Consider the following 14,471-nt stretch of genomic DNA (forward strand, 5'->3'; position numbering starts at 1 on the left):
CAAAACCTCGAGGCTCAAACCGAATCGCTCAGGGCTCTTCGGTTTTGAGTTCCTGTTCAATCTTGTGGATTTCCTGGGCAAATGCCTGGTCGAGCAGGCTGGCGCGCTTGCGCCATGGTTTGCGTTCAGGTTCAGGCTGGGCGGCGTAGGTGGTGACTTCCCCGCCGTAAACGTCCTTGTAACGTTGCTCCTGGCGCTCAAGTTCCGCGCGCAGTTCATCTTTTGTCACATCGTTACCTAATTGAGTTGAGTGTAAATACGTTGCAGCGTTATGCCGGAATGCGCCCTCGGGGTGTTTCAAGTCGAACCGCCGTAGCGTTCAAGTTTGAAACAGACATGGGTGAACACTTGTTAGTGCCGTCATTCAAGGCAGGTAGTTGCTATCGACGATGCACGGCCTATGCATCACGTGGCCAGCTCCGTTGGCGATAATGAAGCCGGGCGGACCAGTACACAGGGTGCATTATAGCGGCGCATTTGAACAACACTATCGGTATAAAGTTAAAAACCGTCAACTTTGTATGAGTGTTTTGTTACACGCGCCGGTTGGTAATTGCACACATTGGGTGTCATGAATCCATCCAAACTTCAGACGTTAATAAGACGCCTCTGGTTTTTTTCAATCCGCCGTGGATGAGGGGGAGGTTGTGAGCAAATTGCGATAATCGAATGATCGTCCGATAATCGCACAACGTTGTCGGCCCTGCCTTGTGCATCTCGGCTGACGCGGCTTGTAATAGTGGCAAAACCTCCCCCTCGGTTGACAATAAGACAAAGGATCCCGACATGAACGATCAATTGCGCAACTCTTTCGCGTCAGTGGCGCCGCCGATCGTTGCGTCCCCGGCCAAGCGTATCCAGGCGTTTACCGGTGATCCGGACTTCATGACCTCCCTGGCCCGTGGCCTGGCCGTGGTGCAGGCGTTCCAGGAACGCAAGCGCCACCTCACCATTGCCCAGATCAGCCACCGCACCGAAATCCCCCGCGCCGCCGTGCGCCGGTGCCTGCACACCTTGATCAAGCTTGGCTACGCCACCACCGACGGGCGTACTTATTCGCTGTTGCCCAAGGTCCTGACCCTGGGCCACGCCTACCTGTCGTCCACGCCACTGGCGGTGTCGGCCCAGCCTTATCTGGACCGCATGAGCGAGCAACTCCACGAAGCCTGCAACATGGCGACCCTCGAAGGCGACGACATTCTCTACATCGCCCGTTCGGCCACGACCCAGCGTCTGATTTCGGTGGACCTGTCGGTGGGCGGACGGCTGCCGGCCTACTGCACCTCCATGGGCCGCATCCTGCTCGCGGCGCTGGATGACGCCTCGCTGCAGGATTACCTCGACCACGCCGACCTGCAGACCAAGACCAGTCGCACCCTGACTACGCCCGCCGCACTGTTCGACTGCCTGCAACAGGTGCGTCAGCAAGGCTGGTGCATCGTCGACCAGGAACTGGAGCAGGGCCTGCGCTCCATCGCGGTGCCGGTGTATGACGCCTCGGGCCAGGTACTGGCTGCGCTGAACGTCAGCACCCACGCCGGCCGGGTCAGCCGCAGCGAGCTGGAGCAGCGCTTCCTGCCGAGCATGCTCAGCGCCAGCCGCGAGTTGAGTGCGCAACTGTTTGCCTAAGCTGTTCGGTGACCGCACAGATCCCGGTTTGGTCAATTGCGCTGTTTTCCCTGGCTTATTACTGTGCGGCAGCGCTCTAGGGAGCGCGCAATAATAACGACGGCCCAAGGTCGTCAGCCCGCCATCGGTGTGGAAATAAAAACAATGAATCAGCCCTCTGTCGGTACCCCCTTGGACGTGCAGTCCTTCATCAACACCCAGCCACTGTCGCGCTATCAGTGGCGCGTGGTGATCCTGTGTTTCCTGATTGTTTTTCTCGACGGCCTCGACACTGCCGCCATGGGCTTTATCGCGCCGGCGCTGTCCCAGGATTGGGGGATCGATCGCGCCAGCCTCGGCCCGGTGATGAGTGCCGCGTTGATCGGCATGGTCTTCGGCGCACTCGGTTCCGGCCCGCTGGCGGATCGCTTTGGTCGCAAAGTGGTGCTGGTGGGTGCGGTGCTGGTGTTTGGCGCGTTCAGCCTGGCGTCGGCCTACAGCAGCAACGTCGATCAACTGCTGGTGCTGCGCTTCCTGACCGGGCTCGGCCTGGGTGCTGGCATGCCGAATGCCACCACGCTGCTGTCCGAATACACCCCTGAACGCCACAAGTCGTTGTTGGTGACCAGCATGTTCTGCGGTTTCAACCTGGGCATGGCCGGCGGCGGGTTTATCTCGGCCAAACTGATTCCGGCGTTTGGTTGGCACAGTCTGTTGCTGATCGGCGGCATCCTGCCGTTGATCCTGGCACTGGTGTTGCTGGTGTGGCTGCCGGAATCGGCGCGCTACCTGGTGGTGCGCAACCGGGGGACCGACAAGGTGCGCAAAACCCTGTCACCCATCGAGCCGAACATCGTCGCCCAAGCCAGCAGTTTCAGCGTGCCCGAGCAAAAAACCGTGAAGGCGCGCAACGTGTTTGCGGTGATCTTCTCCGGCACCTACAGCGCTGGCACGTTGTTGCTGTGGCTGACCTACTTCATGGGCCTGGTGATCGTGTACCTGCTCACCAGCTGGCTGCCGACCCTGATGCGCGACAGCGGCGCGAGCATGGAGCAGGCGGCGTTTATCGGCGCGTTGTTCCAGTTCGGTGGCGTGTTGAGCGCGGTGGGCGTGGGGTGGGCGATGGACCGGTTCAATCCGCACAAGGTCATCGGCACGTTCTACCTGCTGGCCGGGGTGTTTGCCTACGCGGTCGGGCAGAGCCTGGGCAATATCACCTTGCTCGCGACCCTGGTGCTGATTGCCGGCATGTGCGTCAACGGTGCGCAATCGGCGATGCCGTCCCTGGCCGCACGTTTCTACCCCACTCAGGGCCGTGCCACGGGTGTGTCGTGGATGCTCGGCATCGGCCGTTTCGGCGCGATCCTCGGCGCGTGGATGGGCGCGACCTTGCTGGGCCTGGGCTGGAACTTCGAGCAAGTGCTCACCGCGTTGGTGATCCCGGCCGCATTGGCCACCACGGCCGTGGTGATCAAGGGCATGGTCAGCCATGCCGACGCCACCTGATCCACCCTTGTAGGAGCGAGCTTGCTCGCGAAGGTCGTTAACGATAACGCGGGGTGCCTGATTCACGGTGGCGCACTGCGGTTTTTCGCGAGCAAGCTCGCTCCTGCAGAAATTGTTAGGTAGATAACAATCCGTTCGATAATCGAACGCTGAGTCGATTATCGGATTGTTTGACCCATTTCCCCGGCTTAATCTTCAAGCACTTCGGCGCCACCTCAGCGCCTTTTTCGATCCACACCGGGAGCCCGAACCCCATGGCTGAAATCCTCGCGCTGCGTGACGCGGTGAAGCAATTTGTGCACGACGGCGACACCGTCGCCCTCGAAGGCTTCACCCATCTGATCCCTACGGCAGCGGGTCATGAAATCATTCGTCAGGGCAAGAAAGACCTGACGCTGGTGCGTATGACGCCTGACCTGATCTACGACCAGTTGATCGGTGCCGGTTGCGCCCGCAAGCTGATTTTCTCCTGGGGCGGTAACCCCGGCGTGGGCTCCCTGCATCGCCTGCGTGACGCGGTAGAAAAGCAATGGCCGCAACCGCTGGAAATCGAAGAACACAGCCACGCCGACCTGGCCAATGCCTACGTCGCCGGCGCATCGGGCTTGCCGTTCGCGGTGCTGCGTGCCTACGCCGGTTCCGACCTGCCCAAGGTCAACCCGCTGATCAAGACCGTCACCTGCCCATTCACCGGCGAAGTGCTGGCGGCGGTGCCTTCGGTGCGTCCGGACGTCACCGTGATCCACGCGCAAAAAGCCGACCGCAAGGGCAACGTGTTGCTGTGGGGCATCCTCGGCGTGCAGAAGGAAGCGGCCCTGGCGGCCAAGCGCTGCATTGTCACTGTCGAAGAAGTCGTCGATGACCTGAATGCGCCGATGAACAGCTGCGTCTTGCCGACCTGGGCCCTGACGGCGGTGTGCCATGTGCCCGGTGGCGCGCACCCGTCCTACGCCCACGGCTACAACGAGCGTGACAACCGCTTCTACCAGGCGTGGGACCCGATCGCCCGCGACCGTGGGACCTTTACCGCGTGGATCAACGAATACATCCACGGCACCGCCGACTTCACCGAATTCCAGGCCAAGCTGGCCACCGCGCAGGAGGCCAAGTAATGGCTTACTCGACCAATGAAATGATGACCGTCGCCGCCGCGCGCCGCCTCAAGAACGGCTCCGTGTGCTTCGTTGGCATCGGCCTGCCGTCCAAGGCGGCCAACCTGGCGCGCCTGACGTCGTCGCCGGATGTGGTGCTGATCTACGAGTCCGGCCCGATTGGCGCCAAGCCATCGGTACTGCCACTGTCCATCGGTGACGGCGAACTGGCAGAAACCGCTGACACCGTGGTGCCGACCGGCGAGATCTTCCGCTACTGGCTGCAGGGCGGGCGTATCGACGTGGGCTTCCTCGGCGCCGCCCAGGTCGACCGCTTCGGCAACATCAACACCACTGTGGTGGGTGACTACCACCAGCCCAAAGTGCGCCTGCCGGGTGCCGGTGGCGCGCCGGAGATCGCCGGTTCCGCCAAAAGCGTGCTGATCATCCTCAAGCAGTCGGCGCGTTCGTTTGTCGACAAGCTGGACTTCATCACCTCGGTCGGCCACGGCGAAGGCGGCGACTCGCGTAAGCGCCTGGGCCTGCCGGGCGCAGGGCCTGTAGGGATTATTACCGACCTGTGCATCATGGAGCCGGAAGCGGGCACGAATGAGTTCGTAGTCACCGCGCTGCACCCGGGCGTGACCCGTGAGCAAGTGGTGGCCGCCACCGGTTGGGCGATTCGGTTTGCCGAGCAGGTCGACACCACCGCCGAACCCACTGAAGTTGAGCTGACCGCCCTGCGTGACCTTGAAGCACGCACCGCGGCCGCCCATGGCCAAGCACCGGGAGAAGCCTGATGCGCGATGTATTTATCTGTGACGCCATTCGTACCCCCATCGGCCGTTTTGGCGGTGGCCTGTCCACCGTGCGGGCTGATGACCTGGCCGCGCTGCCGATCAAGGCCCTGATCGAGCGCAACCTGTCGGTGGATTGGAATGCCGTCGACGAGGTGTTCCTCGGTTGCGCCAACCAGGCCGGTGAAGACAACCGCAATGTGGCGCGCATGGCGCTGTTGCTGGCAGGTCTGCCGGAGAGCATTCCGGGGGTGACCCTCAACCGCTTGTGTGCCTCGGGCATGGATGCGATCGGCACCGCATTTCGTGCGATTGCCTGCGGCGAAATGGAGCTGGCGATTGCCGGTGGCGTCGAGTCGATGTCCCGCGCGCCGTTCGTGATGGGCAAGGCCGACGCGGCGTTTTCGCGCAACATGAAGCTGGAAGACACCACCATCGGCTGGCGCTTTATCAACCCGTTGATGAAAGAGCAGTACGGCGTGGATGCAATGCCGCAGACCGCCGATAACGTCGCCGACGATTACCAGGTGTCCCGTGCCGACCAGGACGCCTTTGCCCTACGCAGCCAGCAACGCACTGCCGCCGCACAAGCCGCCGGCTTCTTCGCTGAAGAAATCGTGCCGGTGCGGGTCGCCCATAAAAAAGGCGAAACCGTGGTAGAGCAGGACGAGCATCCCCGGGACACCACCCTGGAAGCCCTGGCCAAACTCAAGCCAGTCAATGGCCCCGACAAGACCGTCACCGCCGGCAATGCGTCGGGTGTGAACGACGGCGCGGCAGCGTTGATCCTGGCTTCCGCCGAAGCCGTCAAGAAACATGGCCTGACCGCCCGCGCCCGCGTCTTGGGCATGGCCAGCGCCGGTGTCGCGCCACGGGTAATGGGCATCGGCCCGGTGCCGGCCGTGCGCAAACTGGTCGAGCGCCTTGGCTTGGCGGTCACTGACTTTGACGTGATCGAACTCAACGAAGCCTTCGCCAGCCAAGGCCTGGCGGTGTTGCGTGAATTGGGCATTGCCGACGACGCACCCCAGGTCAACCCGAACGGCGGCGCCATCGCCCTCGGCCATCCGCTGGGCATGAGCGGCGCGCGGCTGGTGCTGACCGCGCTGCACCAGCTGGAAAAAACCGGCGGCCGCAAAGGCCTGGCGACCATGTGTGTGGGCGTCGGCCAAGGCCTGGCCCTGGCGATTGAACGCATCTAACAAGAGAGGATTGCTCCATGAGTGACAAGCCCGGATACCGGCGCCCGCAAGCGGGCACTCAACCGGATTACCTGCACCCGGCCTACCAGTCGACGAACCTGCGTTCGCCGTCGCAGCCTTTGGTGTTCCTGCCCCATTCCTTGTCGGAAATCACCGGCCCGACCATCGGTGCCGAGCGGGTCAACGAGAAGGACAACGACCTCACCGCCCAGCATGAAGGCGAGCCCCAGGGCGAACGCATCATCATTCATGGTCGTGTGCTCGATGAAAACGGTCTGCCGGTGCCGGGCATTCTTGTAGAGATCTGGCAAGCCAACGCTGCCGGGCGCTACAACCACAAGCGCGATCTGCACGACGCACCGCTGGACCCGAACTTCACCGGCACCGGCCGCACGGTCACCGACGCTGATGGCTGGTACCAGTTCCAGACCATCAAGCCCGGCGCCTACCCGTGGGGCAACCACCACAATGCGTGGCGCCCGGCGCATATCCACTTTTCGCTGTTCGGCCCGAGCGTGCTGACGCGCCTGGTCACGCAGATGTACTTCCCCGGCGACCCGCTGCTGGCGTACGACCCGATCTACAACTGCGTACCGGACACTTCGGCCAAGGAACGCTTGATCGCCCGCTTCGACCTGGAAAAAACCATTCCTTCCTATGCCCTCGGCTACCGCTGGGACATCGTCCTGCGCGGCCGCGACGCTACGCCGATGGAGAAATGAGATGACACTCAACGCGACCACGTCCCACACCGTCGGGCCGTATTACCACATCGGCCTGACCTGGCTGAACCGCGAAGACCTCACCGTGGCCGCCACCCTTGGCGAGCGCGTGGCGATCAGCGGGCAAGTGGTGGATGGCAACGGCGATGTCGTCAACGACGCCATGCTCGAAGTCTGGCAGGCCAACGCCGCCGGCAAGTATGACCACCCGGAAGATGAGCAGGACAAAGCGCTTGACCCGAACTTCGACGGTTTCGGCCGGGTGCCGGTGGATGCCGAAGGGCGGTTCCGCTTTACCACCATCAAGCCGGGCGCCGTGCCGGGCCTGAAGGGCACCACCCAGGCGCCGCACCTGGTGGTACTGGTGTTTGCCCGTGGGTTGGTGAAGCACTTGCTTACGCGGATTTATTTCGAGGGCGAGGCGCTGAATGGGGATGACCCGTTGCTGGCGTGTGTGCCAGCAGAGCGTCGCAGTACCTTGATCGCCCGGCAGGATGCGGCGGGGGTGTATCAGTGGAATGTGATTCTGCAGGGGACGGATAAAGAGACGGTGTTCTTCGATTATTGACCCAGCCCTGTAGGAGCGAGCTTGCTCGCGAAAAACCTGAGAGCGCCGCATTCATTCAGGCTGCCCGCGTCATCGTTGGCGATTTTCGCGAGCAAGCTCGCTCCTACAGGAATCAGGCTTCAGGTAACACACATCCAAAAGTCTTCTTGCGGAACATGGTTGTTGCAAAGTATGTCTAGGCTATAACCGTTCCCACTGAGTGAAAAAAACATGACAACAACAACCAGTCACTACACCGGAGAAGAACGCAGCAAACGGATTTTTGCGATTGTCGGGGCATCCTCCGGCAACCTCGTCGAATGGTTCGACTTCTACGTCTATGCCTTCTGCGCCATTTACTTTGCCCCGGCGTTTTTCCCGTCGGACGACCCCACGGTGCAACTGCTCAACACCGCTGGCGTGTTCGCCGCCGGCTTCCTGATGCGACCTATCGGCGGCTGGCTGTTTGGCCGGGTGGCCGACAAGCACGGGCGCAAGAACTCGATGATGATCTCGGTGCTGATGATGTGTGCCGGTTCCTTGGTCATTGCCTTCCTGCCCACTTACAAAGACATCGGAGCCTGGGCTCCGGCATTGTTGCTGGTCGCCCGATTGTTCCAGGGCCTGTCGGTGGGTGGCGAATACGGCACCACGGCGACCTACATGAGTGAAGTTGCGCTCAAGGGCCAGCGCGGTTTCTTCGCCTCGTTCCAATACGTGACCCTGATCGGCGGGCAACTGCTGGCGGTACTGGTGGTGGTGATCCTGCAACAGATCCTGACCGAAGAAGAACTGCGCGCCTGGGGCTGGCGGATTCCCTTCGTGATCGGCGCCATCGCGGCGGTGATCTCTCTGCTGCTGCGGCGCACCCTCAAGGAAACCACCAGCAAGGAAATGCGCCAGGACAAGGACGCCGGCAGCATCGCCGCGCTGTTTCGCAACCACAAGGCGGCGTTTATCACGGTGCTCGGCTACACCGCCGGCGGCTCGCTGATTTTCTACACCTTTACCACCTACATGCAGAAGTACCTGGTGAACACCGCCGGGATGCACGCCAAGACCGCCAGTTACATCATGACTGGCGCACTGTTCGTGTACATGTGCATGCAGCCGCTGTTCGGCATGCTCTCGGACAAGATCGGCCGTCGTAACTCGATGCTCTGGTTCGGCGCCCTCGGCACCTTGTGCACCGTGCCGATCCTGCTGACCCTGAAAACCGTGACCAGCCCGTTCCTGGCCTTCGTGCTGATCTCCCTGGCCCTGGCCATCGTCAGCTTCTACACCTCTATCAGCGGCCTGGTGAAAGCGGAAATGTTCCCGCCTCACGTCCGCGCCCTGGGTGTGGGCCTGGCCTACGCAGTGGCCAACGCGATCTTCGGTGGCTCGGCGGAATACGTGGCCCTGGGCCTCAAGTCCATGGGCATGGAAAACACCTTCTACTGGTACGTCACCGGCATGATGGCGGTGGCCTTCCTGTTCAGCTTGCGCCTGCCGAAACAGGCGGAGTACTTGCACCACGATCTATAAGGGACGCGTTATGACACTGCGCACGAGCAATCAATTGTTCGACGCTTACTTCACGGCCGACAGCATGGCCGAGGTGTTCTGCGACAGCGGACGCCTGCAGGGCATGCTGGATTTCGAAGCCGGATTGGCTCGGGCCCAGGCCCGGGTCGGGTTGATTCCCCAGGCCGCTGTCGCACCGATTGCCCAGGCCTGCCTGGCCTCGCTGTACGACGTGGATGCCCTCGGCGTGGCGATTGCCACGGCGGGGAATTCGGCGATTCCGTTGGTAAAGGCGCTGGGCAAGTTGATTGCCAGTGAAGATGCCGGGGCCGAACGTTATGTGCATTTGGGCGCGACCAGCCAGGATGTGATGGACACCGGCCTGGTGTTGCAGCTGCGACGGGCGCTGGCGCTGATCGAAACCGACCTGGCGCGCCTGGGGGATATTCTGGCCGCCCAGGCCCAGCGTTACGCCGCCGTGCCGTTGGCTGGACGCACCTGGTTGCAACACGCGACGCCGGTCACCCTGGGGATGAAGATCGCCGGTTGGCTGGGGGCGGTCACGCGCAGTCGGCAACGATTGGCGCAGCTGAAGCCGCGTTTGCTGGTGCTGCAGTTCGGCGGCGCGTCCGGCACCTTGGCCGCGCTGGGCGAACAGGCCATGCCGGTGGCTGAAGCCTTGGCAAACGAGCTGCAACTGACCCTGCCCGAACAACCTTGGCACACCCAGCGTGATCGACTGGTGGAGTTCGCCGCTGTGCTTGGCTTGATCGCCGGCAGCCTCGGCAAACTGGGCCGCGATATCAGCCTGTTGATGCAGACCGAAGCGGCGGAGGTGTTCGAGCCGTCCGCACCGGGCAAGGGTGGTTCGTCCACCATGCCGCACAAGCGCAACCCGGTGGGCGCGGCCGTGCTGATCAGCGCGGCGACCCGCGTGCCGGGCCTGGTATCGACGATGTTCAGCGCCATGCCCCAGGAGCACGAGCGCAGCCTGGGTCTGTGGCATGCCGAATGGGAAACCCTGCCGCAGATCTGCTGCTTGGTCTCCGGCGCGTTGCAGCAGGCGCTGCTGGTGAGCGAAGGGTTGGAAGTCGACCCCGAGCGCATGGGCCAAAACCTCGACCTGACCCAAGGCCTGGTGCTGGCCGAAGCCGTCAGCATCGTGCTCGCCCAACGCCTCGGCCGGGAGACTGCGCATCACCTGCTGGAACACTGCTGCAAACGCGCGGTTGCCGAGCAACGGCATCTGCGTGCGGTACTGGCGGATGAGCCGCAAGTCACCGCCGAGCTGTCGGCGGCCGAACTGGACCGCCTGCTCGACCCGGCCCACTACCTGGGCCAGGCCCGCACCTGGGTCACCCGCGCCGTAGCCGAACACTTTGCTTGAGGAGACCACCGTGGCATTTGTACACCTCGCCGAAGGCGACCTGCATTACCAACTGGACGGGCCTGTGGATGCGCCTGTGCTGGTGCTGTCCAACTCACTGGGCACCGACCTGCATATGTGGGACATCCAGATCCCGGCCTTCACCCAGCACTTTCGCGTGCTGCGTTTCGACACCCGTGGCCATGGCAAATCCCTGGTCACTCCGGGGCCGTACAGCATCGAGCAGCTCGGTCGCGACGTGATCGCGCTGCTGGATGCGCTGGATATCCAACGCGCGCATTTCTGCGGTTTGTCCATGGGGGGCCTGATCGGTCAATGGCTGGGGATCAACGCAGGCGAGCGCCTGAACCGCCTGGTGGTATGCAACACCGCCGCCAAGATCGGCACGCCCGAGGTGTGGAACCCACGCATCGAGATGGTTCTGCGTGACGGCGCCGACGCGATGGTGGCGCTGCGTGACGCATCGATTGCACGCTGGTTCACGGCTGATTTCGCAGCGGCCAACCCGCATCAGGCCAAGCAGATTACCGACATGCTCGCGGCGACCTCGCCTGAAGGTTACGCCGCCAATTGCGCGGCGGTGCGCGATGCGGATTTTCGTGAGCAACTGGCCGTGATCAAAGTGCCGACGTTAGTGATTGCCGGCACCGACGATGCGGTCACCCCACCGGCCGGCAGCCACTTTATCCAGAACCATGTGCAGGGCGCCGAGTACGCCGAGTTCTATGCGGCGCACCTGTCCAATGTGCAGGCGGGCGCTGCGTTCAGCGACTGCGTCATTGAATTCCTGCTGGCCCGCTGAGGAGCTGTTTGTGGACGAGAAACAACGTTACGCCGAAGGCCTGCAAGTGCGCCGCGAAGTGCTGGGCGATGCTCATGTCGACCGCAGCCTCAATGCCCTGACCGAGTTCAACAGCGAATTCCAGGAAATGATCACCCGTCACGCCTGGGGTGACATCTGGACCCGCCCGGGACTGCCGCGGCACACCCGCAGCCTGATCACCATCGCCATGCTGATCGGCATGAACCGCAGCGAAGAACTCAAGCTGCACCTGCGCGCCGCCGCCAGCAACGGCGTGACCCGTGCCGAGATCAAGGAAGTGCTGATGCAGAGCGCGATCTACTGCGGGATTCCGGCGGCGAATGCGACGTTTCACCTGGCTGAATCGGTGTGGGATGAGCTGGGGGTCGAGTCACAAGCGTAAGCTTGGGACCTGAGACAAACGTGATATCCGGTTGGATTTATTCATCGCTATCGTAATCGCCATTGTAATCCCTAACGTGTGCGTACCTTTCCCGCTTTGGCTCCCTCATCTCTTTACGAAGAGCATTTTCATTGAAGGGGGCCGGGTTGGTATTAGTGAGCGGTGTTTTTGGATCGTTATCGTAATCAAAGTCGGGTTTGTTGGTGGGTAGGCCGACGGCTTGAAGTTCGATGTTCTGTTCGCCGGAGTTGTAGTCGGGTTGCTTTGTACCATTCATACCGTTCCAAGCATGCGACAGTTCATGATATAGGAAGTTGTGAGGTCCAATGACAGGGTTGGGCTCGGAATCGATAAAGGAGCGATTGTAGCCTACTTCGCCTCCCCTGTCGGGTGTGCCACTTTTTCCATTTTGAATAAAACCAAAATCTGATGTTTCTGCGTGTTCGGACGCTCTGCCTTCTTCTGTGAGTTTCATCTCGTTTGGGTTGTGCCCGTAGTAATAGCTGCTTTCCTGGGATTCAACTTCGAATATTTTTAGTGGCACACCATTTACTGCTGCTTTCGAATCTAGAAACTGCAGCATTTTTTGACCTGTAGGCGAGGATCTCAGCATTTCCAAGTCATCTTGGACGCGCTGCTTAAATTCAGGCGAGCCTTCAACTTTAATTCCTGTGGCTCCGACGTGCAGGTAGTTAATAGGGTTGACAATATTGTCTGGATGTTTTTGTACTGAGTCGCTTGGCTTCGCGTAGATAGCATCAAAGCGATGGTTTGATTCTATTTTGTCATTGCCTGCACCTGCATAGAAGGTAGTCAAAGCTTTACCTTGTAATAGGTCGTCACCTAAGCCTCCGTTCATCACGGTGTGTCCACGTTTACTACCATAAAGTTTGTCATCTCCAGGGCCTCCATTCATGTAGACCATTTTCGCCTTGGCTCCGAATATACGGTCGTTACCCTTATTGCCGTATAGATAACTTATGCCCCGGCCCGCACGTATGGTATCGTTGCCGTCATTGCCTTCAACATAATAAGTTCCGGAACCAAGTCTTATTGTGTCATTACCCCCTCCGCCAAAGATGCGGGAGCGGGCCCCGCGTGCAGTGATGTCGTCATCACCGTCTCCGCTTTCTATAATGATTTCAGTTGATACATCTTTGTCGACTTTGATGGTGTCGTTTCCTCTGTGAGTTCGAATAGTTATTTTTTGAACAGCGTCACCTGTCGTGTAACGGTTAGGCTGTACAGTGTAGCGCTTTTCGTTAACTACGATGTCGAGGGTTTCATCTTTGCCTTTGCGCACGCGAATAGAGTCGGCTTTGTTGCCGGTTTCTATAATAAGGTTGTCGGACTTTAGCTCAGCGCCATTGGAGGGGTAGTTTTTCATTGATGTTATGGTTTCTTCCCTAGTGACTTTTATATTTTCATCTTGATACACAAGGGTTGGTTGAATGATGGTTGTATATAAAGGTTCTTGGTCTATGGTGGGACGAGGTGTTCCTGGTCGCTCAGTATGCGCACTTGAGCTGTTGCGTTCTCCGCTGATAAATACAGGAGTGTCAGAGTTTTCAGTAGACTCTGATAATTTATATTTTTCAGCGGGTGAGGGCAGGGTCGGGTAATTTTTAATCATCGGTTGACCATTAAATTAAAAACGTGAGGTACCTCCTGATTGGTTTTTTTTACGTAATAGTTCCGTTTTCAGTTTAGCGAGAGTCAGAATCCCCGATCCAATTGCATGCAGGTCGGTTAGGTACCTCCACTTCGGCGCCAGCAATGGCGTGACCCGCGCCGAGATCAAGGAAGTGCTGATGCAGAGCGCGATCTACTGCGGGATTCCGGCGGCGAATGCGACGTTTCACCTGGCTGAATCGGTGTGGGATGAGTTGGGGGTTGAATCGCGCGAATAGGCGTCAGTGGGAGTCGGCATCCCATACCCAATTCCACACGCCCGGCAGATGCACCGGCTCACTCACATCCTTCACCGTGCGCGCCAGTGCCGCACGTTGCAGAGCTGCCGTATCGGTGTAGAACGGTTCAGCGGCGGTCTTCATGCCGTTGATCCGTGCACTGTCCAGCAGGATCTGCAAGTACTCCTGCATATGCCGTGCGGTGTAGCGATTGATGTCGTGGAAGGTCACCACCACAGGGATCACGCCATCCACCGTTGGCAGCTCGCCCAGCGCAATGTGTTCGCGCACCACCGACAGTTGCCGATACAAATTGGCCCGGCGCCGTGGGCTGCCGTTGAAGCCCCAGATCTTGCCGTCATTGGCACTCAAATCCGTGAGCAGCACCTGCATGCCGTGACGCTGGTAGGCGGCGAAGGTGCGGCGGTCGTAATTCCAGAACGGCGGGCGGACCAGTACCGGCGGGTTGCCGGTGATCGCCGCAATGTCAGCGGCACCCTGGGTGAGGGTGCGTTCCAGTTCGGCGTCATTCAGCCAGCGATGGTTGGTGTGAAACGCCGTGGCGGTGTGGAAGGCGAGGATGTGGCCCGCCGCATACTCGCGCTCCATGGTCTTGCGGCCCCTTGAACTGCCGCCGGAGCGCGAGGCTTCGGTTTGCAGGAAGAACACCGCCTTGATCCCCGGCAGTACCGGGTTTTGCGCCAGGTCCGCCACCACTGAGCGGCTCGGGTTGTTGTAGCCCGACGCGCTGGGACCGTCGTCGAACGTCAGCAGAAAGCGGATCGGCGCCTGGCTTTGCAGGCGCTGCTCGGTCTGCGGTGTCAGGGCGATGGGCGCGCCAATACAGCCGCTGAGGCTCAGGGCCAGGGCAAGCACGGCGGAGGCGATGGCGAAGGGTTTCATGGTGGGCGCGGGCTCGAATAGGAGGCCGCTGCTGGGTGGATCAGCAGCGGCAGGCGCGCACGATACAGCAAGATGGTTGGTGTGAGG

Annotated in this window: 14 protein-coding genes and 1 pseudogene; 12 read left to right on the forward strand and 3 right to left on the reverse strand. The window is 60.7% G+C overall.

Translation table 11 applies throughout. The annotated features are described in order from the left end of the window. Nucleotides 1–28: 28 nt before the first annotated feature. Nucleotides 29–229, reverse strand: coding sequence for a hypothetical protein (locus BLR69_RS28520; RefSeq protein ID WP_071496868.1), 201 nt, complete (start codon nt 227–229; stop codon nt 29–31). A gap of 557 nt (nt 230–786) precedes the next feature. On the opposite strand from BLR69_RS28520, the gene pcaR reads away from it, so the two are divergent. The 11 genes from pcaR to pcaC all read left to right on the forward strand — a co-directional run bounded on the left by pcaR (nt 787) and on the right by pcaC (nt 11,571). Further along, nucleotides 787–1,629 (forward strand): pca regulon transcriptional regulator PcaR, encoded by an 843-nt coding sequence (gene pcaR, locus BLR69_RS28525; RefSeq protein ID WP_071488865.1) that lies wholly within the window; start codon nt 787–789, stop codon nt 1,627–1,629. Between the two features lie 144 nt (nt 1,630–1,773). Next, on the forward strand, nt 1,774–3,114 hold the full coding sequence (locus BLR69_RS28530; protein WP_071496867.1) for an MFS transporter: 1,341 nt from the start codon (nt 1,774–1,776) through the stop codon (nt 3,112–3,114). Nucleotides 3,115–3,368: 254 nt separating this feature from the next. Next, nucleotides 3,369–4,226 (forward strand): CoA transferase subunit A, encoded by an 858-nt coding sequence (locus tag BLR69_RS28535; RefSeq protein ID WP_071496866.1) that lies wholly within the window; start codon nt 3,369–3,371, stop codon nt 4,224–4,226. Next, on the forward strand, nt 4,226–5,005 hold the full coding sequence (locus tag BLR69_RS28540; protein WP_071496865.1) for a CoA-transferase subunit beta: 780 nt from the start codon (nt 4,226–4,228) through the stop codon (nt 5,003–5,005). Before BLR69_RS28535 ends, BLR69_RS28540 begins: the two co-directional genes overlap by 1 nt. Further along, entirely contained in the window at nt 5,002–6,204 is a 1,203-nt protein-coding gene (gene pcaF / locus BLR69_RS28545; protein WP_172832169.1) for a 3-oxoadipyl-CoA thiolase, read from the forward strand. Before BLR69_RS28540 ends, pcaF begins: the two co-directional genes overlap by 4 nt. Nucleotides 6,205–6,221: 17 nt before the next feature. Further along, complete coding sequence (pcaH, locus tag BLR69_RS28550; RefSeq protein ID WP_071496863.1) at nt 6,222–6,926, forward strand: protocatechuate 3,4-dioxygenase subunit beta; 705 nt, start codon at nt 6,222–6,224, stop codon at nt 6,924–6,926. Nucleotide 6,927: 1 nt separating this feature from the next. Next, a complete protein-coding gene (pcaG, locus tag BLR69_RS28555) occupies nt 6,928–7,494 on the forward strand; it encodes a protocatechuate 3,4-dioxygenase subunit alpha (RefSeq protein ID WP_071496862.1) in 567 nt (188 codons plus the stop codon). Between the two features lie 210 nt (nt 7,495–7,704). After that, nucleotides 7,705–9,000, forward strand: coding sequence for an MFS family transporter (locus BLR69_RS28560; RefSeq protein WP_012722673.1), 1,296 nt, complete (start codon nt 7,705–7,707; stop codon nt 8,998–9,000). A 10-nt stretch (nt 9,001–9,010) separates the two neighbouring features. Further along, nucleotides 9,011–10,366, forward strand: coding sequence for a 3-carboxy-cis,cis-muconate cycloisomerase (locus BLR69_RS28565; protein WP_071496861.1), 1,356 nt, complete (start codon nt 9,011–9,013; stop codon nt 10,364–10,366). 10 nt (nt 10,367–10,376) lie between these two features. Beyond that, a complete protein-coding gene (gene pcaD / locus BLR69_RS28570) occupies nt 10,377–11,168 on the forward strand; it encodes a 3-oxoadipate enol-lactonase (RefSeq protein ID WP_071496860.1) in 792 nt (263 codons plus the stop codon). Nucleotides 11,169–11,178: 10 nt separating this feature from the next. Next, on the forward strand, nt 11,179–11,571 hold the full coding sequence (gene pcaC, locus BLR69_RS28575) for a 4-carboxymuconolactone decarboxylase (protein ID WP_071496859.1): 393 nt from the start codon (nt 11,179–11,181) through the stop codon (nt 11,569–11,571). Between the two features lie 37 nt (nt 11,572–11,608). Here pcaC and BLR69_RS28580 read toward each other — a convergent pair whose 3' ends face one another. Further along, nucleotides 11,609–13,204 (reverse strand): M91 family zinc metallopeptidase, encoded by a 1,596-nt coding sequence (locus tag BLR69_RS28580; protein WP_083365834.1) that lies wholly within the window; start codon nt 13,202–13,204, stop codon nt 11,609–11,611. A 139-nt stretch (nt 13,205–13,343) separates the two neighbouring features. Here BLR69_RS28580 and BLR69_RS28585 point away from each other — a divergent pair. Next, a pseudogene (locus tag BLR69_RS28585) lies at nt 13,344–13,481 on the forward strand (carboxymuconolactone decarboxylase family protein); the annotation flags it as partial. 3 nt (nt 13,482–13,484) lie between these two features. Here BLR69_RS28585 and BLR69_RS28590 read toward each other — a convergent pair. Next, nucleotides 13,485–14,384 carry a polysaccharide deacetylase family protein gene (locus BLR69_RS28590; protein ID WP_071496857.1) on the reverse strand — a complete coding sequence of 300 codons (900 nt, stop codon included), beginning with the start codon at nt 14,382–14,384 and terminating at the stop codon, nt 13,485–13,487. Nucleotides 14,385–14,471: the final 87 nt, after the last annotated feature.

The organism is Pseudomonas azotoformans, from assembly GCF_900103345.1.
GTDB lineage: Bacteria > Pseudomonadota > Gammaproteobacteria > Pseudomonadales > Pseudomonadaceae > Aquipseudomonas > Aquipseudomonas azotoformans.

Bases quoted from the DNA above. Each gene is read 5' to 3' on its own strand.
- BLR69_RS28535 (WP_071496866.1), top strand. From the start codon at position 3,369: ATGGCTGAAATCCTCGCGCTGCGTGACGCGGTGAAGCAATTTGTGCAC.
- pcaG (WP_071496862.1), top strand. From the start codon at position 6,928: ATGACACTCAACGCGACCACGTCCCACACCGTCGGGCCGTATTACCAC.
- pcaH (WP_071496863.1), top strand. From the start codon at position 6,222: ATGAGTGACAAGCCCGGATACCGGCGCCCGCAAGCGGGCACTCAACCG.
- BLR69_RS28565 (WP_071496861.1), top strand. From the start codon at position 9,011: ATGACACTGCGCACGAGCAATCAATTGTTCGACGCTTACTTCACGGCC.
- BLR69_RS28530 (WP_071496867.1), top strand. From the start codon at position 1,774: ATGAATCAGCCCTCTGTCGGTACCCCCTTGGACGTGCAGTCCTTCATC.
- BLR69_RS28580 (WP_083365834.1), bottom strand. From the start codon at position 13,204: ATGATTAAAAATTACCCGACCCTGCCCTCACCCGCTGAAAAATATAAA.
- pcaR (WP_071488865.1), top strand. From the start codon at position 787: ATGAACGATCAATTGCGCAACTCTTTCGCGTCAGTGGCGCCGCCGATC.
- BLR69_RS28560 (WP_012722673.1), top strand. From the start codon at position 7,705: ATGACAACAACAACCAGTCACTACACCGGAGAAGAACGCAGCAAACGG.
- BLR69_RS28590 (WP_071496857.1), bottom strand. From the start codon at position 14,384: ATGAAACCCTTCGCCATCGCCTCCGCCGTGCTTGCCCTGGCCCTGAGC.
- BLR69_RS28540 (WP_071496865.1), top strand. From the start codon at position 4,226: ATGGCTTACTCGACCAATGAAATGATGACCGTCGCCGCCGCGCGCCGC.